Origin of the sequence: Lachnotalea glycerini (assembly GCF_003201285.1) — a bacterium.
Lineage (GTDB): Bacteria > Bacillota > Clostridia > Lachnospirales > Lachnospiraceae > Lachnotalea > Lachnotalea glycerini.
On sequence record NZ_QICS01000003.1, the window covers coordinates 415,085 to 438,323 of the forward strand.

At 32.4% G+C, this 23,239-nt stretch carries 26 protein-coding genes; 6 read left to right on the forward strand and 20 right to left on the reverse strand.

What is annotated here, in order from left to right:
* Positions 1–69: 69 nt before the first annotated feature.
* Both C8E03_RS09320 and C8E03_RS09325 read left to right on the forward strand, forming a co-directional pair.
* Complete coding sequence (locus tag C8E03_RS09320; protein ID WP_110290897.1) at positions 70–336, forward strand: hypothetical protein; 267 nt, start codon at positions 70–72, stop codon at positions 334–336.
* Positions 337–526: 190 nt separating this feature from the next.
* A complete protein-coding gene (locus tag C8E03_RS09325) occupies positions 527–2,296 on the forward strand; it encodes a GGDEF domain-containing protein (protein ID WP_094380091.1) in 1,770 nt (589 codons plus the stop codon).
* A gap of 106 nt (positions 2,297–2,402) precedes the next feature.
* Here the strand turns inward: C8E03_RS09325 and C8E03_RS09330 are convergent, their stop codons facing one another.
* The 3 genes from C8E03_RS09330 to C8E03_RS09340 form a co-directional block, all read right to left on the reverse strand.
* Positions 2,403–3,752 (reverse strand): glucose-6-phosphate isomerase, encoded by a 1,350-nt coding sequence (locus tag C8E03_RS09330; RefSeq protein WP_094380089.1) that lies wholly within the window; start codon positions 3,750–3,752, stop codon positions 2,403–2,405.
* A gap of 134 nt (positions 3,753–3,886) precedes the next feature.
* Positions 3,887–4,612 carry a hypothetical protein gene (locus tag C8E03_RS09335; RefSeq protein WP_094380087.1) on the reverse strand — a complete coding sequence of 242 codons (726 nt, stop codon included), beginning with the start codon at positions 4,610–4,612 and terminating at the stop codon, positions 3,887–3,889.
* Positions 4,613–4,739: 127 nt separating this feature from the next.
* Positions 4,740–5,432 carry a 5'-methylthioadenosine/adenosylhomocysteine nucleosidase gene (locus C8E03_RS09340; protein ID WP_181899246.1) on the reverse strand — a complete coding sequence of 231 codons (693 nt, stop codon included), beginning with the start codon at positions 5,430–5,432 and terminating at the stop codon, positions 4,740–4,742.
* Positions 5,433–5,584: 152 nt separating this feature from the next.
* On the opposite strand from C8E03_RS09340, the gene C8E03_RS09345 reads away from it, so the two are divergent.
* Complete coding sequence (locus C8E03_RS09345) at positions 5,585–5,824, forward strand: TIGR03905 family TSCPD domain-containing protein (protein WP_094380083.1); 240 nt, start codon at positions 5,585–5,587, stop codon at positions 5,822–5,824.
* Positions 5,825–5,842: 18 nt separating this feature from the next.
* The gene (locus C8E03_RS09350; RefSeq protein ID WP_110290898.1) at positions 5,843–6,904 is read left to right on the forward strand and encodes an undecaprenyldiphospho-muramoylpentapeptide beta-N-acetylglucosaminyltransferase; all 1,062 of its coding nucleotides are present in this window, start codon (positions 5,843–5,845) and stop codon (positions 6,902–6,904) included.
* 50 nt (positions 6,905–6,954) lie between these two features.
* On the opposite strand, the gene C8E03_RS09355 is transcribed toward C8E03_RS09350, so the two are convergent.
* Positions 6,955–7,365 (reverse strand): HIT family protein, encoded by a 411-nt coding sequence (locus C8E03_RS09355; protein WP_094380079.1) that lies wholly within the window; start codon positions 7,363–7,365, stop codon positions 6,955–6,957.
* A gap of 96 nt (positions 7,366–7,461) precedes the next feature.
* Here C8E03_RS09355 and C8E03_RS09360 point away from each other — a divergent pair, with 96 nt between their 5' ends.
* Positions 7,462–8,205, forward strand: coding sequence for a two-component system sensor histidine kinase NtrB (locus C8E03_RS09360; protein ID WP_110290899.1), 744 nt, complete (start codon positions 7,462–7,464; stop codon positions 8,203–8,205).
* A gap of 79 nt (positions 8,206–8,284) precedes the next feature.
* Here C8E03_RS09360 and C8E03_RS09365 read toward each other — a convergent pair whose 3' ends face one another.
* The 14 genes from C8E03_RS09365 to C8E03_RS09430 form a co-directional block, all read right to left on the reverse strand.
* Entirely contained in the window at positions 8,285–9,274 is a 990-nt protein-coding gene (locus C8E03_RS09365; RefSeq protein ID WP_094380075.1) for an SCP2 sterol-binding domain-containing protein, read from the reverse strand.
* A gap of 60 nt (positions 9,275–9,334) precedes the next feature.
* The gene (locus tag C8E03_RS09370; protein WP_094380073.1) at positions 9,335–9,970 is read right to left on the reverse strand and encodes a rhomboid family intramembrane serine protease; all 636 of its coding nucleotides are present in this window, start codon (positions 9,968–9,970) and stop codon (positions 9,335–9,337) included.
* A 102-nt stretch (positions 9,971–10,072) separates the two neighbouring features.
* Positions 10,073–11,434 (reverse strand): DUF6382 domain-containing protein, encoded by a 1,362-nt coding sequence (locus C8E03_RS09375; protein WP_110290900.1) that lies wholly within the window; start codon positions 11,432–11,434, stop codon positions 10,073–10,075.
* A gap of 11 nt (positions 11,435–11,445) precedes the next feature.
* Entirely contained in the window at positions 11,446–11,898 is a 453-nt protein-coding gene (locus tag C8E03_RS09380) for a TadE family protein (protein WP_094376398.1), read from the reverse strand.
* Positions 11,889–12,314 (reverse strand): prepilin peptidase, encoded by a 426-nt coding sequence (locus tag C8E03_RS09385; RefSeq protein WP_094376399.1) that lies wholly within the window; start codon positions 12,312–12,314, stop codon positions 11,889–11,891. Before C8E03_RS09385 ends, C8E03_RS09380 begins: the two co-directional genes overlap by 10 nt.
* 12 nt (positions 12,315–12,326) lie before the next feature.
* Positions 12,327–13,262, reverse strand: coding sequence for a hypothetical protein (locus C8E03_RS09390; protein ID WP_146212316.1), 936 nt, complete (start codon positions 13,260–13,262; stop codon positions 12,327–12,329).
* A gap of 11 nt (positions 13,263–13,273) precedes the next feature.
* Positions 13,274–14,815 (reverse strand): DUF5702 domain-containing protein, encoded by a 1,542-nt coding sequence (locus tag C8E03_RS09395; protein ID WP_094376401.1) that lies wholly within the window; start codon positions 14,813–14,815, stop codon positions 13,274–13,276.
* Between the two features lie 58 nt (positions 14,816–14,873).
* A complete protein-coding gene (locus tag C8E03_RS09400; RefSeq protein ID WP_094376402.1) occupies positions 14,874–15,047 on the reverse strand; it encodes a Flp1 family type IVb pilin in 174 nt (57 codons plus the stop codon).
* Between the two features lie 28 nt (positions 15,048–15,075).
* Positions 15,076–16,548 carry an immunoglobulin-like domain-containing protein gene (locus tag C8E03_RS09405; RefSeq protein ID WP_094376403.1) on the reverse strand — a complete coding sequence of 491 codons (1,473 nt, stop codon included), beginning with the start codon at positions 16,546–16,548 and terminating at the stop codon, positions 15,076–15,078.
* A 1-nt stretch (position 16,549) separates the two neighbouring features.
* Positions 16,550–17,290 carry a type II secretion system F family protein gene (locus C8E03_RS09410; protein ID WP_094376404.1) on the reverse strand — a complete coding sequence of 247 codons (741 nt, stop codon included), beginning with the start codon at positions 17,288–17,290 and terminating at the stop codon, positions 16,550–16,552.
* Positions 17,291–17,314: 24 nt separating this feature from the next.
* Positions 17,315–18,541 (reverse strand): CpaF family protein, encoded by a 1,227-nt coding sequence (locus C8E03_RS09415; RefSeq protein WP_094376405.1) that lies wholly within the window; start codon positions 18,539–18,541, stop codon positions 17,315–17,317.
* A 62-nt stretch (positions 18,542–18,603) separates the two neighbouring features.
* Positions 18,604–19,593: a P-loop NTPase family protein gene (locus C8E03_RS09420; protein WP_110290902.1), complete on the reverse strand. Its 990-nt coding sequence runs from the start codon at positions 19,591–19,593 to the stop codon at positions 18,604–18,606.
* 102 nt (positions 19,594–19,695) lie between these two features.
* On the reverse strand, positions 19,696–20,178 hold the full coding sequence (locus C8E03_RS09425) for a prepilin peptidase (protein WP_330410755.1): 483 nt from the start codon (positions 20,176–20,178) through the stop codon (positions 19,696–19,698).
* Between the two features lie 186 nt (positions 20,179–20,364).
* Positions 20,365–20,637, reverse strand: coding sequence for a pro-sigmaK processing inhibitor BofA family protein (locus tag C8E03_RS09430; protein WP_110290904.1), 273 nt, complete (start codon positions 20,635–20,637; stop codon positions 20,365–20,367).
* A gap of 210 nt (positions 20,638–20,847) precedes the next feature.
* Here C8E03_RS09430 and C8E03_RS09435 point away from each other — a divergent pair, with 210 nt between their 5' ends.
* Entirely contained in the window at positions 20,848–21,120 is a 273-nt protein-coding gene (locus tag C8E03_RS09435; protein ID WP_242993466.1) for a DUF2508 family protein, read from the forward strand.
* A 42-nt stretch (positions 21,121–21,162) separates the two neighbouring features.
* On the opposite strand, the gene C8E03_RS09440 is transcribed toward C8E03_RS09435, so the two are convergent.
* Both C8E03_RS09440 and C8E03_RS09445 read right to left on the reverse strand, forming a co-directional pair.
* A complete protein-coding gene (locus C8E03_RS09440; RefSeq protein WP_110290905.1) occupies positions 21,163–21,639 on the reverse strand; it encodes a flagellar export chaperone FliS in 477 nt (158 codons plus the stop codon).
* 9 nt (positions 21,640–21,648) lie between these two features.
* Positions 21,649–23,172 carry a flagellin N-terminal helical domain-containing protein gene (locus tag C8E03_RS09445; protein ID WP_110290906.1) on the reverse strand — a complete coding sequence of 508 codons (1,524 nt, stop codon included), beginning with the start codon at positions 23,170–23,172 and terminating at the stop codon, positions 21,649–21,651.
* Between the last annotated feature and the right edge of the window lie 67 nt (positions 23,173–23,239).

A 23,239-nucleotide genomic window follows, 5' to 3' on the forward strand; every position in this document is an offset into this window, starting at 1 on the left:
ACTCCGGGAACACTTGATATATCAAGAAAACTCCCCTTTTACTAACATCGGACTGGAAGGAGATTTTTCATGTTTCGCTTATGGGCTAAAATATACACAAATAACCATTTAATAAAAGATATTACCATTGAGGATCCTACTAAGGATACTCGTACTCATAAAATATTTAATGCACTGGAACAAGTTTGTTATGGCTTCGACTTAAGCAAACCAATATGGCTTAACTCTACGATTGATGAATTTAAACGACATAGTAAGACTCGATTTAACCAAGATGCCTTTGTGGATAGAATAGACTTCGATTATCTTGAAATACAAATTATTGAGGAGGATTAATTTCACTATTAATAACTTGTATTAAAAGTAAAGTAATATAAAACTTATTTTTCTGCATTTACTTTCAAAGTTGATATCATTTAATCCAACACTATACTTACTTAAATAAAACGTATATAATAATTAATATAACGTTAATCTTGGTTTATTATCCTAATTTGGGGATTCTTATTTAGAGAGGTGAATTTAAATGCAAAACATAAATTTTCATTCGATTTCAAATTCTAGAATTCCTATTGCTATTACTGATTTAAAACTAACACTTCAATTTGGCAATCAATCTTTTTATACTCTAATTGGAAATGATTTATTTTATTCTATTTATAAAGTTGTACTTCCAAATGATAGGAACAGATTATCTGAATGCATTGAAGACATCGCTCAAGTCAAAAATATTATTGATGTTTTTTCTATCCTGTATCGCGATAATGAATATCATCATATGCTTCTTAATTTTACATATATGAATCAAAACCGGTTAATTAAAATTGAATTTCAATATTTATCAGATATTATAGAAGAACATTTTAAGTTAGAATATGAAATTAAGAAATATCGCACCTTATTTACTTTAGATGGTGATAATATTTTTGAATACAACCCCGAGACGAACTATTTTCAATTTTATTGGATTAATGATTCTCAAAATATTATTAGATACAACGGAGATTTTGCAGACTGGAAACAAAAAACTATAAACAGCAACCTTATCTCTAAAGTAGATTTGGATGATTTTATGGAGTTTTGCGTTTCAATAGAAAATTGCAAAGATAGTTTTGAATATCAAATCGCCACCAGTATTTTAACAGATGGTGAAATATTTGAATCTACCAAAATAAAGGGACTTACGATTAAAAACGAACAAGATAAAAAGATTGTAATAGGCGTATGGGTTTTATATAATACCATCTATCAAAATAAAGAAAACCGATTTGCCGATCATTTATATAAGGATGAGTTAACCGGACTTTTAAATAAGTATGAAATTACAAAATATGCACAAAACAGTCTTAAAAACAAGCCTAATTACACCGTCTACTTACTCATACTTGATTTAGATAATTTCAAGCAATGTAATGATACTTTTGGACATTTGTTTGGAGATGATATTTTAAAAGCAGTGTCCACAATTATTAAAAATACGATACAAAAGCATGGAGTGGTGGGGCGCATTGGGGGAGATGAGTTTCTCATTTTTCTGGAAAATGTGGAGACAGAAAAGCTTCTTCGTAATATGTTGCGTTCTATTCGTGCTAATATTCAATGGCTCTATCGAGAAAAGCTTTCTACCTTTCAGCTTGGCTGCTCTATGGGTGTATCCTGTTATCCAAAAGATGCAAAAGATTATGAGCAGTTGTTTAAACTGGCAGATTATTCTCTTTATATAGCTAAAAATAAGGGGAAATCACGCTACATCATATATGATTACAATTTACACGGCCCGGTTACCTGTAATGAAAATGATAACTCTATACTAACCCAAAAAATTCATACTACTAATTCTACATTATTAGATATTAAGAAAAAAATAGCTCAGTTATATTGCAGAGGAAATTTGGCAATGGATGATGTGTTACAAGCCTTAAAAGGTTTTTGTAATTTGCAAAATATTACTATATATATACCAAAAGCCACCAACCATGTAACTGATATGAATGACAATATAATCTTACCATTGCCTATACTATTCCAAGCAGAGTATTTAGAACAGTTTTCAGAGATTGAAGCTTATCTGGTCACCAATATCAAGAATATAGAATTCTCCTTTCACCGCATTTATAATTATTTTTCCCAAAGCACATCTTCCTCCTATTATCAATGCTTATTAAGAGATTCAAACAATGTTTTAATGGGTATTATCAGTTATGAGCGCTCTAGCGTTCACGATATCTGGACAAATGATACCAAACAGCTTTTAGCTTTGGTAAGCTCTATTATTAGTTGTATTGTCGTTTTATAAATGTTGTTATTAAAATTTTTATTCATAAATAAATTACTAATGCAAAAACCTTTTAATTGATTAGAATCACAATACTCAATTAAAAGGTTTTTAAATTTAAATTATTTTATAATCTCTTTAATAGTTCTTCTCTTTCTTTTTCATAGCCTGGTTTGCCAAGTAAGGCAAACATATTTTTCTTATAGCTTTCTACTCCCGGTTGATCGAATGGATTCACTCCTAGCAGATAACCACTGACACCACAAGCAAATTCAAAGAAATAGAATAATTCACCTAAATAGAACTCATTTTGCTCTGGAATATTGACTAATAGGTTTGGAACAGAACCGTCAGTATGTGCTAATATTGTTCCATTCATAGCACTCTTGTTTACAAAATCAACACTCTTTCCTGCCAGATAATTAAGTCCATCTAAGTCAACCGGTTCTTTTTCTAATATAATCTCATATTTAGATACTTCAACATTAAGAACCGTTTCAAACATAATTCTTGAACCATCCTGAATAAACTGTCCCATTGAATGTAAATCAGTAGTCAAATCAACTGCTGCTGGAAGGATGCCCTTTTGATCCTTTCCTTCACTTTCACCAAATAACTGCTTCCACCATTCTGATACAAAATGTAAGCTAGGTTCATAATTGGCTACAAATTCTACCTGTTTACCTTTTCTTAATAAAATATTTCGTATGGCTGCATACTGCAATGAGTCGTTTTCTTCAAATTTATTTTCTAATGCTCTTGCTCTTGCACTTGCTGCTCCTTCCATAAGCTTTGTAATATTCGCTCCACTTACGGCAATTGGAAGCAGACCAACTGCTGTTAATACCGAAAATCTTCCGCCTACATCATCAGGTACCACAAAGGTCTGGTAACCTTCTTCTGTCGCAAGCATTTTTAAAGCTCCCTTCGCTTTATCAGTCGTTGCGTAAATTCTTTGTGCAGCTTCTTTTTTTCCATATTTTTCTTCAAGAAGCTTTTTAAATACACGAAAAGCAATAGCGGGCTCAGTCGTAGTCCCTGATTTTGAAATAATATTAACAGAGAAATCTTTTCCTTCCAATACATCCATTAAGTGCTTAATATAAGCGCTGCTAATGTTGTTTCCAACATAGTATATCTCAGGAGTTTTTCTTGTTTCTTTGGATATGGAATTATAGAAGCTGTGTCTTAAAAATTCAATTGCTGCTCTGGCTCCTAAATAAGAACCTCCAATACCGATTACTAAAAGAACATCAGAGTCATTTTGTATCTTTCCTGCTGCCTTTTGAATCTTTGCAAATTCTGCTTTATCATAATCAACCGGTAAATCAATCCACCCAAGAAAATCATTTCCGGCACCCTTTCTTGATAATAATAGCTCCTTTGCTGCCTCCATTAGACCGCTCATCATATTAACCTCAGCATCATTTATAAATGTTGAAGCCTTTGAATAGTCAAATGTAACTTTATTTGCCATTTGTAAACACTCCTTTATTAAAATTGCAGTTTATACGCACTTGTCAAATTATCATGTCTTAATTCAATTTACCAACTGCTTCGTATAACGTTACGATACATCAATTTTTATTTTAGCAAAGTAGTTTCATTTAATCAAGATAAAAATTGGCTAATTACATCCTCTATAATGGCCTCTGCATTTTTATCAGAAGCCTTTTTTTCTTCTTCTTTACTTTCTTTTTCTTTTTTTCTGTAATGCAAAATTGCCTCTTGGTTTCTTTGTTCCCCTTTTAGTTCTTGTATGACAGGCATCTCGTTCATCTCTTCTTCTATTTCGTTACTAACTGCTGCAATTTTTTTAACATCTTGCATCAGACGAATTTGCAACGAGTTTTCAAAAAAATCAATCAAGTTTATGTACAATACTTTTTTTTTATAGGGAGCATCTAAAATAATCTCTGTCAACTTTAGAATCACTGCAGAGCCAACTCCATATATTTCATAAAGAGATCCCACTTTTACACTATAATTTTGTAAGTAGCAGATACAACCGCACCCAATACCTGCCACTGCACATATCCATGTAATAATAATTGGAATACGTTCTAAATGATTTATATTTATTCCACATATTTTATACTTGTGTATATATTTATCCACAAAAGCTTTCACGTTATTTACACCAAGATTTAATCTATAACAATTTTCAAACTTAAGTTTCATCTGCTTAATTAATTTATTTTTTGCAGTTGGTATATTTTCTGATTCCTCTACAAGATTAATTAAAATAAATGTTTGAACCACTTTTACAGCAACTCCAAACACAGTTGCAGCAATAATAAACGTTTTTACTATTTCCCCTTTTAACAGTTCTTCCAAAATAAATATCCCCTTTCTTCTCTTCAATACTTATAAGAATTATAGCTTATAATTTATTGAAAAAAAAGATAGGGGACAGATAAATCGTTTTACAAATTCTCAGTATTTATCATGCTTTACGACATTTTTACAGCTCTTTAAGCATATTCTCTACTAATATTACAGAATGCTCAATTGCCTTTTTCTCAAAAGTAGGATAATCGACATTTGCACTGTCATCCGCCTTATCCGAAATAGCCCTAAGAACTACAAACGGAATCTGATTTAAATATGCTACCTGTGCTATACTCGCACCTTCCATTTCAGTACAGTATCCATGAAATGTAGTTTCTATCCTCTCCTTTACTGTCCTGTCTGAGATAAACTGATCCCCGGTAACCACTCGTCCTACATGTGCGCTAATCTCAGGAATTTCTCTTTCACATATCTTTTTAGCCATTGTGATTAAAGCCTCATCTGCTTTGAATACAGAGGTTTCCATTCTCGGAATCACTCCTAGCTCGTAGCCAAATCCAGTCGCATCCACATCATGCTGCATTGCGTCATTTGAAATTACAATATCACCAATGTTAATTTTATTATGTAAAGAACCAGCTATTCCCGTATTAATTACACGGTCTATTTTGAAATCATCTACTAATATTTGCGTACAAACCGCTGCATTCACTTTGCTGATACCGCTTCTTACAATTACAACCTCTTTTTCATTTAAAGTCCCTTTATAAAACTCCATCGATGCTTTTTTGATAATTGTTTCTACCTGCATTTTACTTTTAAGAATATTTACCTCTTCTTCCATTGCTCCAATAATACCTGTAATACTCATACTGTTCTCCTTCATCTGTATCTTTTCTATCTTATTTTTATTCATTTATGTTTATAGTTATTATAACAAAATTTTTGTTAATAACCTAGTATATTTAATATATTTTTGTTATACTTTAAATTAATGTTATCTAAGGAGGTCTTTTAATGATTTATAAAACTAAAGGAGTCTGCTCACAAGCGATAAATTTTGAAATAGAAGATTCTAAAATAAAGTCTGTTGAATTTATTGGCGGATGTTCCGGCAATACACAGGGTGTTGCTCGTTTGGTAGAAGGTATGAATGTTGATGAAGCTATCAAGCGACTAGAGGGAATCAAATGCGGTTCTCGTTCTACTTCTTGTCCTGACCAGCTAGCCATAGCTCTTCGCCAGGCAACAAAATAACTTGGAGGCAGCTTGTTTATGAAACAAATTATACTAACTGGCGGAGGTACTGCCGGACATGTAACACCTAATATTGCACTTATTCCTAAGCTTAAAGAAGCCGGATATGAAATAAATTACATCGGTTCCTATGATGGTATTGAAAAGAAACTAATCAGTGACTTTCATGTTCCCTACTTTGGCATATCCTCTGGAAAGCTAAGACGTTATTTTGATATTAAAAATTTTACAGACCCATTTAAGGTATTAAAGGGATGTAGTGAAGCTATAAGATTAATGAATAAACTCAAGCCTGATATAGTTTTTTCTAAAGGAGGCTTTGTTTCTGTTCCGGTTGTTTATGCTGCTCAGCGCCGTAAAATACCTGTTATTATACATGAGTCTGACATGACACCAGGTCTGGCAAATAAACTATCATTACCTTTTGCCAATAAAGTATGCTGTAATTTCCCAGAAACGATACCTTATTTACCATCAGGAAAAGCTGTATTGACAGGTTCTCCTATTCGCCAAGAGCTGCTTTTAGGCAATCGGTTATCCGGTTTAAAGTTCTGTAATTTTACTGCTAACAAGCCTGTTATCATGGTAATTGGCGGAAGTATGGGAGCGGTTGCTGTTAATAATGCCATACGCGATGCATTATCAAAACTATTAGAAAACTATCAGATTGTACATTTGTGTGGAAAGGGTAAGCAGGATTCTTCTCTTAATCATATAACTGGATATATTCAGTTTGAATATGTCAAAGAAGAATTAAAGGATTTGTTTGCAATGACTGATGTTGTTGTATCCAGAGCAGGTGCGAATGCAATTTGTGAATTGTTGGCTTTAAAAAAGCCGAATGTATTAATCCCTTTATCAGCAGCGGCCAGCAGAGGTGATCAAATACTCAATGCTAAGTCTTTTCAAAAGCAAGGCTTTAGTGCAGTACTTGAGGAGGAAAGCTTGGACACTATGCAATTAATCGATACAATTAATGAAGTTTATACGAACAAAGCAACCTATATAAATGCCATGTCAAACAGTAAGCAGGCTGACTCAATTGACATTATTATTAACTTAATAAAAAGCTTAACATAAAATAATGCCATAAGCCAAAAAAAGTCTAAGGCTTATGGTATTATTAGAGATTATTTTGTTATTATTTTAACAATTTTTTCAATTTCTTCCGTTGAAATATTATGTGTCTGCCATCCTAACTGTGCATCATCATCTTGATATCGCGGAATCAGGTGAATGTGAAAATGAGGAACCGTTTGACCTGCAGCTGTTCCATTATTTTGGACAATGTTAAATCCATCACACTCAAGAGCTTTTGTCATTTTTTCAGCCATCCTTTTTGCCAAAAGAAATGCTCTTTTTGTTGTTTCTTCATCCAATTCATAGATATTAGCATAATGCGCCTTAGGCAGAATAAGTGCATGACCTTTGCTAGCAGGCCCTATGTCTAAAATGACTTTAAAACTTTGATCCTCGTAAATAGCCTTTGATGGGATATCACCATTTGATATTTTGCAGAAAATACAATTATTATCCTTCATTTCACTGTCTCCTTACTTGGTGTGTCACATTTTGTTACATTAATTTGTTTGTATTATTTATAGTTTAATGCTAGACTTAATTGGGGTGATTATTAAATGTTAAATAACGACGATAGGCAGAAAATGGAGAAATTGATGAAAATAAGTCCCGAATTTAACTGTCTAATTTTAAAAATTATTGAAGAATACAAATTTAATATTAGTAAATTTTCACATGAACTTAGAAATCCTATTACATTAATCAACAGTTCCTTGCAATTGATTGAATCTCAGCACCCTGAAGTAAAAACTTTTAAGTTTTGGAATGAGACTATGGCTGACATTCAATATGTTCGATTACTGCTCGATGAACTCTCTACATATAATCAAAGTAACACTTTGAATATAACTGAATTTAACATTCGTGAACTGCTTGATTCCATTTGCACAGGCGTATGTAATGATTTTAAGACATCCGCCAAAACATTTTCATGTAATTTTAGTGAATCACTTCCAACCATGACTGGTGATCCTGTTAAAATACGACAGGTAATATCAAATCTTCTCAAAAATGCCAAAGATGCGATTAATCCTGAAAATGGATCTATATCAATTACTGCTTTTTGCAAGGATCAAGAAAATATCCAGATACAAATTTCAGATAATGGGTGCGGAATTCCACCCGAATATCAAAGTAGTGTATTTGAACCTTTTATCACTCATAAAGAAAATGGCTCTGGTTTAGGTCTTTCCATTTGTCAAAAAGTAATCGAATCACACCACGGAATTATTACATTTAAATCACAAGTAAATAAAGGAACTACCTTTTATATAACCTTACCTATTCATTTACAATGTTAAAATTGACACCCACGGCTTACGTCGTGGGCATTCTAGTCCAATGCTTTCATAACCAGATATCAGCAGCATGATTATTTACCTAAAATGTAAACATTTCATCCAATAAACGGAGTATCTTAAAATCACCTTTAGCTGTCATTTCACCCGACATAAATGCCCTTTGGAATGTCATTCTTCCGTTTAAGATATTTTCGAATACATCTCTTGAAACTTTAACTGAAACATCAACATTTTCTTTGTTTCCATAGTAGCAATTAAATTCATCCTTATCAACATCTAAAACAAGTTTTTTTTGCTTGTCACTAATCTCGATTAAAAAGCTTGCAGTTTTATCATTAGAATGTACAAAATGTTGTTTAAAATCGTTAATATATTCAATTTCAAACGAAGTATCCTTTAAATCTAATTTCGTTTTAAACAAACTAGCTAGTTCTTCAATGTCTTTCTTTTGTTTCTTAACATACCTGTCGTCAGAGGCATATTTGGAGAGCTGTTCCGTTTCTTGCGGTGATAACTCAATTCCTTTTTTTCTTAACACATTTTGTTTTACCGCCATATTACTTGTTGGCATATTCTTTAGACGCTGAGAGATTGCACGATATAAATTTTCTGCTATTTTCTCAATTAATGTAGAATATTCTTCATTAACTTCAAAGCTAGCTAAATCATCTACATATCCACTAATTCCATTGCATTCTAACCCACCAAGTAAAGCCCATGCATTAGAAAGAGTAAGGCTTGCCTCTCTTTCCCCATATGTTGTAGACATAACGACAGGCTGCATATATACCTTACTCAGCTTTTCTTTGTCTGCATAAAGCCAACATGCATCTAAAAATAACTGCATATAACCGCCAATTCCAAGCCATTCAACTGTTGAAGCCAATATAATTCCATCTGCCTCCTTAAGTGTCTGCGGCAAGGTCATAATATTGTTTTTCTGTTCATATAAATTATACTTCACTGTCTCAACTCTCAGCTCGTCAAAAACCTGCTGCATCTTATTAATAACATATAAAGTAGGATCATCCATGAGTCCTCTTCCACCATAATATATATTAATTCTCATCATAACCTCCTACGTGCATTTTAGCAATCAAATCAATCTATTTGTCTATAATCATATCTATTATTGTATAATATCATCGTCAAAACAGCAAGAAGCTTTTTTCTTTCTATATAAGACAATTGCTATGAGAATACCACAGATCCCCCCTCCAATATGCGCAGCATTATCTATACTTGCTTCTGTAAATCCAAGATATAAACTAAATACAATCATTGCTCCGAGTCTTTTTATCGTTACATTTTCCAATCGTCCCTTATTAATTAGTACAACATAAAATAAAGCTCCAATTACTCCAAATATTGCTCCAGATGCACCTGCCGATACTACTACTTCACCTCTTATGTAGTTAAAAGCACAAGATAGTATACTAGCTCCTAAGCCGCTTAGCAAATAAATAATAATAAATTTTATATGTCCAATTGCTCTTTCTAAATTATCCCCCAGAAAAAACAGAACCAGCATATTGTTAAATATATGCTCAACGCCAAAGTGTAAAAACATAGATGTAAATAAGCGATAATACTGTCCATAATCTACAATAAGAAGTGAAACGGCTGCACCGTTATTTAACATATATTCCGTATCTAATGTAGAACCACGTATTTCCAACACCATAAAAACTATTATATTAATCAAAATAAACGTGTTCGTAATGATTGAATTTCTCACGATTCTGTCATAAGCTTCTTTTAACATTTTATGCCTCTTTCCTTTTCCTGTTAAAAAGACCTTATCACTTTCTAAAAGATATGTCAATCAAACACTTATGGATGAAAATTCAAATATTTCTATATTAATTTAGCAAAACACATATTCTACAGTAGCAAAGCGTATCCTATCTTCCGGATTAATTTCTACAGTTTCATTTGCCTCAAGCCTTCTTTCATTATGATAGGTACCGTTAGTAGAATTTAAATCAGTAAGGTAATATTTTCCGTTATTTTTTCTTATTTCAGCATGTATCCTGCTGATTAATTTATCATTAATGACTCCATCTACATGATCCTCCATTTTTCCAATTAAAAAAGAGTCATTTGAAAGCTCAAAATTATTATAATTATCTTTAGTAGAAATCAGCTTTGAATTTACTGTTTTATAGGCCAATAATACTGTATTGCCATAAGTCTGCGTCTGGGTCATTGACTCCTTATCTTCCATGGATATCTCCTCTGAATCAATACGATCATAGTGAAACCAATCTTGATTAACTTTTTCCTTATTAAATACTTCTTGTTCTTTATTATTACTCTCTAATCTCTTATTATCTGGTATTATAATCATATTATCTTCCTCCTTTGCTTCTTGCATGATCAGATATTTTCTCCATAGAACATACGCAGTTATTACTGCAACAATCAATATCATGCCCCCTATTTGAAGCAACAGGTCGTAATTTAATGAAATGCCCTTAAAAATCTTCCTATTTATTGTTGTATCATAAATCAAAAAGGCTAAAGCACTTACAATAACTAATCCACAAAAAAAGTAACTGGGTTTTATGTTATATTTCTTTTTCCTTGACTTTTCTTCTTCCTCTTTCTGATACTGCATATCTGCATAATCTGTACTAATAGCCATTTCTTCCTGAACGGTTTCAGTCAATTTAGATTCTGCTGCTGTACTCTCTGTAATAGAATACAAAATATCTCTTAAACAGTAATTATCATTCAAAGTCTGGCGATATAGCTCATATGTAATAGCAACTATATGCTTATCATCATGATCTATATTTTCCAATAGATAGGAACTCAGTTCACTAAAACTTTTACTAATATCAGCTTCATGACCCGGCATATAGCAAAAGAATATTTCATTGCTTTCAATATTCATATAGATATATTCAGGATCTAAAATAAAATCATTTGGATTTAATAAATAATCGATACTGCTATCTAATACTTTTAAAAAGCTTCCCAAAATAATATTAAGTACCTCTCTGCCAATTTTTTTCTTATTGAAAACACGGTTTATTGGATGCTTAGAGGTGATTTCATAATAGTATTTTACTAACCCATCAAATTTTCTTATATTACAGGGTAAAATAAATAGTATTTTGTTTGAAATCAGCATTCTTACTCTATAATCTTCCATTGACTTAAATGCATCCTCACTTAATATCATATAATTGTTATTTAAATCTCTTTTAAATTCTCGCTTCATACTTATACCCCTCAATTTAGAACTGAATGAATCAGTTTTTTCACCTTATTACAGTTTCTAATAAATTCTATGGGCTTATATCTTGGCATTGATTTTTCAGTAGTGATCCAAAATTGTTTATTAGAGAAAATAGATGATACTACATACATATTGGGAAACATAAAACTTCCGCTGCAAGAAACCAAGATTTTATTATTTGTAACTGTTATGATAGTAGATAGATCACTTGTTATAATTACTTTTTTATTAATTAATTCATTGCTTGCTTTAACTAGCTGTTGCTTTATTGCTTCATTGGTTATATTGTTCTCATTGGTATAACGGTTTGCTAAAATAATGGCTCCTTCACATATAACTGCCCTGTCGTGCAAGAAAAAGCTCATATAAATAAGTATTATAATAGCGCCTAAGACAAGCGGCATAACTAATGCTGCTTCTACAGTAAAGCTTCCCTTTAACTCCATAATATTAAATCTCCTATCCATGCAATAAACAAAAACGGAATAAACGGCATTTCATAATTTTTATTTACTCTTTTCATTATTAACAATATAGCTCCTAGTATGGCTGCCAGAAAGGCTGCCGAAAAAAGCAAAAACAGGTTATCAAAAAATCCCAAAAATAATCCTGTCACAATCAAAACCATTCCATCGCCTTTACCTATCCTCCCTTGTGTAATCATAGCAATTACAACTATTGCTGCACCAATTGTGATTCCCCCCAGTATCGACATAAGAGATAGCTTTTGATAATATAAATCACTTATAATTCCAATTATTATATAAAGAAATAATAATAAAATATTAACTTTTTTATATTTTATATCTATGATTCCAGCAATTAAAAGCAAGCCAGTAACCAATATTTCATTTAAGTTCATATGATCCTCCTTTTAGTTACCACATCTCGAGCAAGCTTTTCTTTTCCCTACCTGTGAAATTGGTACAGCTATAACATCTCTGGTAATACCCCCACAATCTTTCTTACTGTGGTATCGATTTCCTGTATTTGTTATATATACCGCTCTATAACTGGATTCGTCGCCGCAAATCTCACATTTATAATATTTTCCACCTTCTTTATTTCTAATATTCTTAATTTTATCCATTGATACATATGATATAGACAGATTAATATGGGTACATGATTTGTCTTTATGGTAAACACTTCCTTTTTCTGTGATATATACAATTTCTTCCTCTGTATTACTGTCATTTGTACCTTCAAAGCCAATCCAGCCTCTGATTCTTGCTCTTTGAATAACTGCAATGTTTTTGAGATGAAAGAAATTACAGGGTATCCGAATCTTATAAATAGCTATAATATCTATCATATCATTTTCTTTTATATAGGATGACAATATGAGACTCATTCCATTATCTATATTATTATTTGCAAAATAATCCTCTCCAAGCTCTTTTTTTACTTGATCTTTTACATATAAATTGCTAAGAGAACCAGTTACTAAATTTTCTATTTTGCCAGAGTCTATAATACTATTGCATTCTATCTGATTATATACATAGGAATAGAGAGCCAAATGTTTACCTTGTTTATATAGTTCATTTACGATTTCTGCCTGAATTCTTACTACTTCCGTAAAGTACATCATAAAACATATAGCAAACATAAAAATAGGCAGAACTAAAGCTGTTTCTACTGTAAGGCTTGCCTTAACAAAGGTGAATGAAGACACCCTTTCATGATTATAATGCTTTCTATCATTTGGGGATGATATCGAACGAAGTGTTTGGAGAGAGTTATTTTTTTGAATTTTTTTGTAATTGTTGTTTATATATTGATTGCTGCCATGAAAGGGCATCTTCATTCACCTCCTTTTTAGTAATACGAAAAATCTCTGGTAATAGAGTAACGATAACTTTTACTTCCTCTTTCAATCGTTTTAAAAGGTAATCTTAAAAAAAGCCCCTCTGCCTTATAATCAATTGTCGTAGTAAATGCTTGTGTACAATTATCAATCTTGAAATTCTTATTTGTCTTAGACTGTATTGTTAATTCAATTAAATCAAGGCTTCTCATTGTCTTATTTTTTACATTACTAAAATACGTTATAAGCTTTAAATACCCCTCATAATCAAGCCCCCCTTCGTCAGTCTCACCACTGTCTAGCATATCAGCTAATTTATCAAGATTATTAAGATCCAGAATCCAATTTTGTGAACTTTTAAGCAGGGGAACCTTTTTTCCAGAAAAAAGCATTCTCACTTCTATTACACTTTCCGCAAACGCCCAGGCAAGTAAAATAAGCAATGCCAATACTGGTGCCAGTGCTGGTGCGTACCAAAGAATTGCCGTAGCTAAGACTTCTGCTTCATGTTGCCGATGTGTTAATAAATAGGAAAAATTGATTCCTTCTCTTATTAACAGTAATTTCTCTGCCACCATTTCTAGATTTACCTTGTCACTTTTTTTGCCACATAAAATATATTCTGCCTGATAATCTAATCCCTCCTGATTATCATTACTGGAATCACTTAAATAATTAGGAAATTTCTCGATTAAATACTCATTAAAAAGAACCTGATTAAATAAGCTTTCTGTTTTAACCTGAAAGGTTGCATCACCTTTTTTTAATTGCCTTTTTGACGGAAGTTCTACCTGATTTCTTATGTTTTTATTGGATACATTTGACAAATCTTCTATCACCAAATCCAGTATAGATAATTTTTTTAATTCTTTTATTGTATCCACTGGATTAGAGACTTCTCTTGGTTTCTCTATTTCTACCTTACTTAGATCACCCTTAGCCTCCTCTAACGCTGCTTCGTATTCCACTTCATATTCTACCTTTTTATTTTCTATATCAGCCTCCATCAAACTACTACTCTTTTCGTAATTTTCAAAAATATCCTGCTTTTCTGTAATACTGCTGTCATATTGAGAAAGTAATTTTTGTACCAGTGATATTTCCAATTTGTCCTCCATATAAGAAACGGCCTGACTATAATAAGCTTTTGCATTTTTATCGGTTGCCAAAACATATTGATTTGTTGACACCTCGTTTATATTGGCTCTTAACATATCTGCCCGACGAAACATAGATAGAAGTCCTAAGTCCTTATTCACATTAATATTATATTCAGTAAATTCTTTTAATCGCATATTCACACGCTCGCTCGTGCCATCGTTTGTTCCATATCCCATATCAAGGAAAAATAAATCGTACAATTCTAATAAATCCCTGTTATATTCACTAAAAGTTGAAAATATTCCCATGTCTGTAATGTTTTGAAGCTGCATGATAACCCCTTGAAGTCTGGCACTTTCAATTGTCGTACATACTAAAGATAATATAAGGGTAAGAATCAGACTTAAAAATACCGTTATATGCCCTTTCCTATAATATTTTGTACCTACCATATCTCCTCCTCTTACCCTCTTTTATCAAATAATTTAAAATCAGATAATAAATTTTGATTTAGCTATAAATACTTGAAGCATCCGAATTTATTTTGTTAAAGATACTATTGACTAATTCACCTAACTGTCTTTTAAATATAATAACTAATCCAATTAATACCACTAGAATTAAGATCACCTCTACTACTCCTACTCCATCTTCTTCTTTCATAAACCTTTTAACTATATTCATTTTTTCCTCCTATTTTCGTTTTAATATATTACATTTGAAAGGACATACATGCTGGAATCATAATCATGATTAAAACTAATATCAAATTTAAAAACATAGGCAACATAAGCTTTGTACTAGCTTCCTCTCCTATTATTTTTGCATAAGCTTTACGCTCCTCAAATGCTTCCTTGCTTTCATTTTCAAGAATCTCTGATAAACCTCTTGATCCTTTCCTTAAATTTTGTGTAATCAGTGCTGTTAATTTTATATATCTTTGATTCTTGGTTCTTTTTCCAAAGTTTTCATAGACTTTTACTTCAGATACGCCGCCTACTAATTCATAATACGCTATTAACATTTCTTCATAAGCATAGCGATAATATTTTAAGTCTTTCTCTTTTTTTTCCCGATAATCAAGCGCAATTTTTTGCCAAGCGTTTTTCACTGTCATACCTGCACCCAATAAAAGAGTAAGCTTACTTACAATATTAGGATAATCCAATAAAAGCTCTTTCTCTCTTTTTTTTACTTTTCCCTCTAGATTTTTATCCTTACCACAATAAATAACGATTGAAGCTATGATGCCAATAATTAATACAATACGGCCTGGATTTGTCTTCTTTTCCCCCCAGTCAATCAGTTTTCCATTAATGTCTTGGGGAAGTTCCAGATATTGTTTTGTAACGCCGTCTTGATTGGCAATCTGTACTTTTTTCAAAATTTCTTTTAGTAAAATATCAGTTTTTGAAAGAAGAGGTGGAAGAACCTTTACCTGTATATCATAGGATTTTGTATCGGATTGATAAGTTAGAATGACTGTTAAATTTACCACAACACCTTCTTCATTTATCTCTTCGTTATTTACTTCACCATTGCTTCCTAACACTTCATAATTGTCTGTTTCCCAATTAATCTTAACTGGCACTCCTTCCATAAAGGATGGAAGCTTTAGATTATTTCTAACCTCCATAAGAGAGGTATTCTTGCCAAGAATTTGTGAGTCAATCCATTCTTTCGTCTTATCAAACATTTTAAATACTTGCGCTTTTGTTAATTGCTGTTCATCAATTTTTATTAAAACCTCTTGATTGAGAAGCTCGTCTTCAACTGAAACTGTCAATTTTTGTGTGTTTGAACCCTGTGTAAAGGTTCCTCTTTCGAGATACTTATCTTCTATAATGATTCGGCTGTCTCTTTGACTGATAATTGCTATGAACGCCAAGATACTTCCTGCAAATATTACCATGAATGATGTAGCTATTTTTTCCACGTAATATTTTTTAATATGATGATAAGAACGGTCTGTCGGGTTAATTTGCTTTAAGCTGTCTACTACCTGAGACTTTAGAATCCTCCTTTTTAAAAAACCAGATTTACTTTTAAAGCTCGCTTCTACAATAAAAGCACTTAACCTGTAAAAAGGAATCACTAGCTTACCGACAGGTTCGTACTGTTTTATTTCTATTTTACGAAATGTTACAAAAACTATTAAAAAGGAAACTAGTATTGCGATTATCATATTACACCTCCACATTTACTATTTTTCTGCCTAATAAATATGCACCTATGTAAATTCCAAGACAAATTGTCATAATAATGATGCCAAAAGCATTTTTATATAAAACATTAAAGTAACCTTGCGAAGTACTGCCAACATATAAAATAATACCAACCGGTATCATATTCATAATTTTTTGCTCAAGCTTTTTATTGGATAATAAAACATTAATTTCTCTTTTTACCTCACTTTTTCCACTAATGCTGTTTGTTGTCATGTCAATAATTGCAATAAAGTCACCTCCAGCTTTCTTAGCAATTGAAAAGACCTCAGAAAAGCTCTTAATATCTTCATCATTGCTTCTTATTGCTAAATCTTTTAATAGCTTTTCAATTGTTTCATTCATTTGCAGCTTCTTATTGATATAACTTAATTCTTTCATAATTAGAGCATCCTTAGAATAAATCAATTGTAAATCTTCATATATTTCCAGAAATGCACTTTCGGCAGAATAACCTGCTGACAGGGCAGATGATAGACTGTTTATCGCCTCGTTAAACTGTTCATTTAGTTCTGTTTTTCGTTTTTCCATTAAAAAAATTTTTTTATCATCTATAAAAAATTTAATAAAAAAAAATAAAATAACAATAGCAATTATTGATCTATAAAACAGCCAGCCTATCACACTGCTGATTAATATCCACTCACCTATGTAAAGAATTGTTTCTAGCCTTGTAAATTGATACCGATTATAATCAATCATTATTACCCTCCCTGCCCTCTTTACTTACAGCCTGATTCCTGCTGTTTTAAGCTTTCCCATACCTTCTAGTTCTCCTACCATATTTAGATTTCCAACAACCTTTTCACTGGTACTATCGGAGGCTTCTTCAAACAAAAACAAGGGAGCTGTTATAATATCTCCATTATTAAATCCTGTTATCTCAACAATTTCCAAAACCTTTCGGCTCTTATCGCGAAGTCTTCCAAGATGAACAATAATATCAATTCCAGATTCAAGCTGCCTCCTTACTGCATTCATTGGAATATCCATTCCCATTAATATCATAGTTTCCAAACGGCTTAGCATATCTTTAGCACTATTTGCATGTCCTGTTGATAAAGAGCCATCATGTCCTGTGTTCAAACATTGTATCAAATCAATTGCTTCTATGCCTCTAACTTCACCAATAATAATACGATCAGGCCGCATTCTGAGTGCACACTTAATTAAATCTCGAATCGTTATTGCACTACAACCCTCTACATTGGCATTTCTTGTTTCCAGCTTAACCAAATTCTCAATACCATAAATTTGAAGTTCTGCTGAATCTTCAATTGTTATAATTCTTTCATCCTTGGGAATAAAATCAGACAATGCATTCAGAAATGTGGTCTTACCAGAACCCGTTCCACCACTTATAAAAATATTATAACCTGCTATAACAAGCTTTTTGAGAAAATCTGCTGCCTCTTTTGTAATTGAATTCCAGTGCAATAAAGCTTCCATAGTAATAGGCTTATCTGGGAAACGCCTTATTGTTAAAATCGGACCATTGATTGCAGCCGGAGGCAATACTACATTAACTCTTGCACCATTTTCTAGTCTAGAATCTACTATCGGTGTAGATTCATTTACCACTCGATTCGTTCTTGCTACAATTTGCTGAATGACGTCTTGAAGCTTGTCTTTATTTTGAAAAACTTTATCCCATCTATATAAATGTCCTGCTCTTTCTACAAAAATAGCATCCGTTCCATTTACCATGATCTCTGTGACCGTATTATCATCTACTAGCTCCTGCAAAATATCAAGCTTTCGCAAAGAGTTAAATACTTCTGTACGTAAAATATTTTTACTTTCAAGTCCAATATACGCTTCCTTTGAAATATCTATAATAAAGCCGTCAATCATTTCATATATTTCTATGTCTGTCAGTTCTCTTGAAATATCCATTTCCTTTAAAACCTGCTCTCTTATGATTTCAAGGTATTTTACTGCCTGCTTTTCCATACCTGCCTCCCTCCATATAGATTTAGTCTACTCTTACAAATGAAAAGTTTATATCCTATTTCTTATCTGGCAAGCTGTCTTACAAAATCACCCAGCTCACTCCATATAAGCTGCTCGGCATAGCATTCTTTGTTTCCAAAACTATTATGGTAAGGAAGCTTGATCTTTTTAATATGTAAATTCAGTTCTCCATAACCAGTTCTCGTCAAAAGCTTTTCAAATTGTTCAATTTTTGCATTAGAAATATAATCTCCTCGAATTGGCATATAGACTTGTTTGCATTCGCTAAGTAATTCCAATAATCCATCAACCCCTTCTCCAAAATCTATGACAATGATCTCGTACTTACTATTTCTTCGAATCTCGCGAAACAATCTTTGCCATTCTTCCTTTTTTACTTCCCGGATATCCATTGGTGATGCGACTGGGGGAATATAATCCAATTGATTTAGAGATTCTACTATTCCCTCTAATTTTATCAAAATGTTTGATTTATCCTGACGAAGATAATAAATTACATCTGACAAATCCGCTTTATATTCCTGTCCAAGCACCGAGGAAAAGCCAGAATATTCCTCCATATTAATATAAAGAACTGCTTTTTCCTTAGCTAATATTTGTCCCAATGTCAAACAAAACGATGTTTTTAAGCTTCTTTTGACAGGAGAATATACGCCAATAATATTACAGTTTTTATGCAGCATAGCTAAGGGTTCATCATCTTTTTCTGCATAATAATTCATAATACTTTTTAAAATCGTTGCTGCCGACTGGTATTTATATACCGCAAGCTGATTTGGAACAACTTTCATAGCCTCATACTCCGAAAGCAGTACAAGCAATCCAATATTATTTTTATTGAGTAATTCAATGCTCATTCTGTCAGTAATTAACATGATATCTACAAAGTTCTGCGCTGCATATTCCAAAATGCTGTTCTCACTTGTAAATGCTTCTGAAAAAAAAATACTGTTTTTCTGATTGAAATAGTCGGCCAAACTATAAGCATAGCTTGCTTCCCCATCACAAATTGCTATTATTTTGTTTTTCATATCAATCCTCCATATAATATGTTTATTACCTACATTTTTTAGGCGGTACATATTATTATTATTCTTATTTCTTAGTTACATTATTATTTCAAGGGTGGCTTATCACCAAATTACTATATATATTAAAATACTAATGAACATGGGTAATGTAAAATGAATCGTGTTTGATTTTTCTCTTTCATAGATTTGAAATTTTTTTGTATTGTAAGTTTGGGAAAGATACCGAATTATGTTGTGGAAACAAAAAAAGAAATTTTTATAAACCAGAATTTTTACGAAAGATATCACAGCACCAATAACAAATGCTGTTATCATACATTTAAGTACTCCCTGTACTCCGATAAAGCCACCTATCACCGCAAATAGCTTTATGTCACCTGCGCCAATTCCTCCAATTATAAATACTAACAGTAAAATAGCAATGGGAGCTGCTGCTCCTAATAAAAATCCTATGATATTGCCTTTTTTATCCTGAATATAGGGAATAAAAAAACCTAATAATAGTCCTATAATTATTAATTTATTGCTCACCTTACCTGTAGCAAAATCCATAATTAACGCAATCAATACCACAAGAGATAATATTAAAAATTTACCAAATAACCACCCCTATCATTCTTTTGTACTTGCTTTAATAAGTGGGAAAATTTAATGCAGACTGCATTATTGAATTAGGAATTATCCTAAGTACGTTTATTATATTACAGCTTTCTAGATTTGTCTAGTTCTATTTTAAATATTTTATTTTTTATATTTTAAATATTTTATTTTTTACAGTAATTGAAACAGAGCTATTGCATATACTAAAAGAAAACCTGGTATCCCAAGTAATCCGATTGCTCCAACTGTTCCAAAATTAATGCCAACCATTGCATCAAGACCTTTTTCAATAAAAAGTGAATTTAAAAAATAAATTCCAACGGCACCAAATACCATTCTCAAAATAAAATTAATAATAAATTCCATCCTGATTTTTACAAATACTATAACCAGAACAATAACACACATAACAACCATAAGTAATGCAGCCTGATTAAATTTCATATTAAAGGACTCCTTCAACTGATTTATTACATAATAAGTTATAAATAAATATATGACAGTATGTTTAAAATATTACTTTAATGTATATAATTAACATAAGAGAACTATACTAGTAAAAAGAGGTAATTCGAATAAGCTATGTACTTATTATAATAAGGAGGCTAATTTTATTTAGCTAAATTATGGATTAGGAAAGAAAGCAGGGATAGTGTGATTAAAGATTTTTTTAGTAATATGAAAATGCTACCAGCGATAAAAGATGAATCAGTATCACTTAAAATATATCGCAACAAAGAACATCTTGATTTATTATCCGACTTAGCCAAGATACAAAATGATTTAGACATTGCATATTCCAATTTTGAGAACGTGGTAGACCCTGATTTGATTGACAGCTGTATTTATGAGCTAAATGCTGTACAAAAAAAGTATAAATTTTTATATGAGCGTGTAAAAGAACATGAATTTGAAAATTACACATAAAAAGAATGTGCCAAAAGCACATTCTTTTTATGAATAATTATACTATACCCGAAAGCCTCTGTTTGAACCTTGATTCGAAAAACTCTCTGTTAACGAACCTTTTCCATAGGTAAGACCTGCATACACTTGCTGCGTATTCCCCATTAATACTGGTGAGTCATCTTTCTTTGCAACTTCTGTAAAAGCCTCCAACAGACCTTGAAGCATTCGTCTTATTGCTTCAAAATCCTGTGGTTTTCTCTTTATAATAGAACGAATCAGAAGCTTGTTCATATATAAATAAAGAGGCATTAATTCAATTGCAATCGGATATTTTGTATCTAATACAGACATTAGCTCATATACACATGATCTTGCTTTCTTCGTTGCATCCAGAAATTCCTCTATCTCATCTTTCTCATAATATTCAATCGCCTCATTTATGTATTCTATTGTCATATCATAGATTACAACAACCAGCGCACTTCGATTACTCTGTGTTATTCTTAATGTAAAATCCGATATTTTATCTTTTTTCATAATAACCTCTTATGATAATAATTGCAATACGGTCTGCGGCTTATCGTTTGCCTGAGCAAGTATAGAGGTTCCTGCCTGAGATATCACGTTTAACTTAGTATAATTGGTCATCTCTTCTGCCATATCAGTATCCATAATTCTAGAATAGGCTTCCTCCAGATTAAGTGAGGTTGTATCAATACTTGATGAAGTTCCCTCTAATCTGTTTTCATAGGTTCCCACTGTACTTCTGGCAGTCATAATCTTAGATAGTGCACCATCTATTGCATCCAGAGAACGTGTCAGACCTTCCGCTCCAATCATATTAAGATTATCAATTCCAAGTGCATTCACAGAAACATCTGGTAATACAATATCAATAGTCTGACCCTGACTGGCACCAACTTGAAGAATCATAGCTCCCATTCCTGTTGCTTCAATATTTACATCGGCTGAAAGCGTTGAATCATCCGTCATTCTTGTTAATGTATCGCCATCAACAGAAATATTCATTTCAAAGCCATTCCTATCTGTAACCGTGACATTATCACCGTCTGCGTAATAAGTTGCTGTTTTTGTAAAACCGGAAGTAGTATCCAATGTCACCTCAGCATCCATGCCCACCTGCGATATACTTCCGCTTGTTGCCAATGCTCCCAGTCCTAAAGCATCCAATAATGCAGTATTATCCGAGGAAATATTGACATGTGTATCCGAGCCGTATTCTTCTGAAACAAATAAAAGACTTGTTGATCCATTTGCAAATGAGGTCACTGTATAACCTGCAGAATCAGTGGTATCAGATGTGTATGTGTTAAGAGCTGCAACACTGGAATCCGCTACAGAGAAAAGATTTACGTCTGCAATTTTGGCCCCGTCTCTAAGCTTTGTATAAACCTCATCTGCTGTATCTCCTTCTTCAATTTCAATGTCTACTCCATTTATTGTAATAGTACCTGCCTCTGCCGCTGTGACAGGACTTGTGAGATTAACCTTACCAGTCGTTGAAGACGTATTCATCACAATTGCCTTTTCTGGCGCTTTCGTCACCGTCAGCTTGTAATCCTGAGCTATCACACTCGAAGAATAAGCATCCACTTTAACAGATGGTGAGTCTGTAAATGCCCGGTAAGACAAATTTCCATTTAATAATGTCTGCTCATTAAATTCAGTATCGGACACCAGTCGGTCTATTTCTTTTGTTAAGGAATCTACTTCAACCTGAATATTCTCTCTGTCCTCTTGTGTATAAGTCTCATTTTGAGCTTGAATTGTAAGCTCTCGCATTCTTTGAAGAATTGTATTTATCTCCTCTAATGCTCCATCTGCCGATTCTAAAACAGATACTCCATCTAATGAATTTTGTGAAGCATTGTCCAGTCCTCTGATTTGATCTCTTAGCTTTTGAGATATAGCAAGACCTGCAGGTGCATCAGATGCATTATTAATTTTGTAACCGGATGATAATCTTTCCGTTGATTTTGTTAATTGATTTTCTGTACTTTTTAATTGATTATTTGCAATGATTGCAGATATATTATAAGTTAGCTTCATTTTCCCTCCATCTGTACTAATGTACTCTCCTGTATTTTATCATCTGATAAAGTTATCGGTTAATCTT

Excerpts from the sequence above, each read along its gene's own strand:
- C8E03_RS09420 (WP_110290902.1), bottom strand. The coding sequence starts at position 19,593 with ATGAAAAACAAAATAATAGCAATTTGTGATGGGGAAGCAAGCTATGCT.
- C8E03_RS09395 (WP_094376401.1), bottom strand. The coding sequence starts at position 14,815 with ATGGTAGGTACAAAATATTATAGGAAAGGGCATATAACGGTATTTTTA.
- C8E03_RS09410 (WP_094376404.1), bottom strand. The coding sequence starts at position 17,290 with ATGATTGATTATAATCGGTATCAATTTACAAGGCTAGAAACAATTCTT.
- C8E03_RS09380 (WP_094376398.1), bottom strand. The coding sequence starts at position 11,898 with ATGGAGTTAAAGGGAAGCTTTACTGTAGAAGCAGCATTAGTTATGCCG.
- C8E03_RS09330 (WP_094380089.1), bottom strand. The coding sequence starts at position 3,752 with ATGGCAAATAAAGTTACATTTGACTATTCAAAGGCTTCAACATTTATA.
- C8E03_RS09430 (WP_110290904.1), bottom strand. The coding sequence starts at position 20,637 with ATGAAATTTAATCAGGCTGCATTACTTATGGTTGTTATGTGTGTTATT.
- C8E03_RS09320 (WP_110290897.1), top strand. The coding sequence starts at position 70 with ATGTTTCGCTTATGGGCTAAAATATACACAAATAACCATTTAATAAAA.
- C8E03_RS09390 (WP_146212316.1), bottom strand. The coding sequence starts at position 13,262 with ATGAAGATGCCCTTTCATGGCAGCAATCAATATATAAACAACAATTAC.
- C8E03_RS09370 (WP_094380073.1), bottom strand. The coding sequence starts at position 9,970 with ATGTTAAAAGAAGCTTATGACAGAATCGTGAGAAATTCAATCATTACG.
- C8E03_RS09385 (WP_094376399.1), bottom strand. The coding sequence starts at position 12,314 with ATGAACTTAAATGAAATATTGGTTACTGGCTTGCTTTTAATTGCTGGA.
- C8E03_RS09415 (WP_094376405.1), bottom strand. The coding sequence starts at position 18,541 with ATGGAAAAGCAGGCAGTAAAATACCTTGAAATCATAAGAGAGCAGGTT.
- C8E03_RS09445 (WP_110290906.1), bottom strand. The coding sequence starts at position 23,172 with ATGAAGCTAACTTATAATATATCTGCAATCATTGCAAATAATCAATTA.
- C8E03_RS09365 (WP_094380075.1), bottom strand. The coding sequence starts at position 9,274 with ATGAGAATTAATATATATTATGGTGGAAGAGGACTCATGGATGATCCT.
- C8E03_RS09405 (WP_094376403.1), bottom strand. The coding sequence starts at position 16,548 with ATGATAATCGCAATACTAGTTTCCTTTTTAATAGTTTTTGTAACATTT.
- C8E03_RS09345 (WP_094380083.1), top strand. The coding sequence starts at position 5,585 with ATGATTTATAAAACTAAAGGAGTCTGCTCACAAGCGATAAATTTTGAA.
- C8E03_RS09355 (WP_094380079.1), bottom strand. The coding sequence starts at position 7,365 with ATGAAGGATAATAATTGTATTTTCTGCAAAATATCAAATGGTGATATC.
- C8E03_RS09400 (WP_094376402.1), bottom strand. The coding sequence starts at position 15,047 with ATGAATATAGTTAAAAGGTTTATGAAAGAAGAAGATGGAGTAGGAGTA.
- C8E03_RS09375 (WP_110290900.1), bottom strand. The coding sequence starts at position 11,434 with ATGAAGCGAGAATTTAAAAGAGATTTAAATAACAATTATATGATATTA.
- C8E03_RS09440 (WP_110290905.1), bottom strand. The coding sequence starts at position 21,639 with ATGAAAAAAGATAAAATATCGGATTTTACATTAAGAATAACACAGAGT.
- C8E03_RS09360 (WP_110290899.1), top strand. The coding sequence starts at position 7,462 with ATGTTAAATAACGACGATAGGCAGAAAATGGAGAAATTGATGAAAATA.
- C8E03_RS09350 (WP_110290898.1), top strand. The coding sequence starts at position 5,843 with ATGAAACAAATTATACTAACTGGCGGAGGTACTGCCGGACATGTAACA.
- C8E03_RS09325 (WP_094380091.1), top strand. The coding sequence starts at position 527 with ATGCAAAACATAAATTTTCATTCGATTTCAAATTCTAGAATTCCTATT.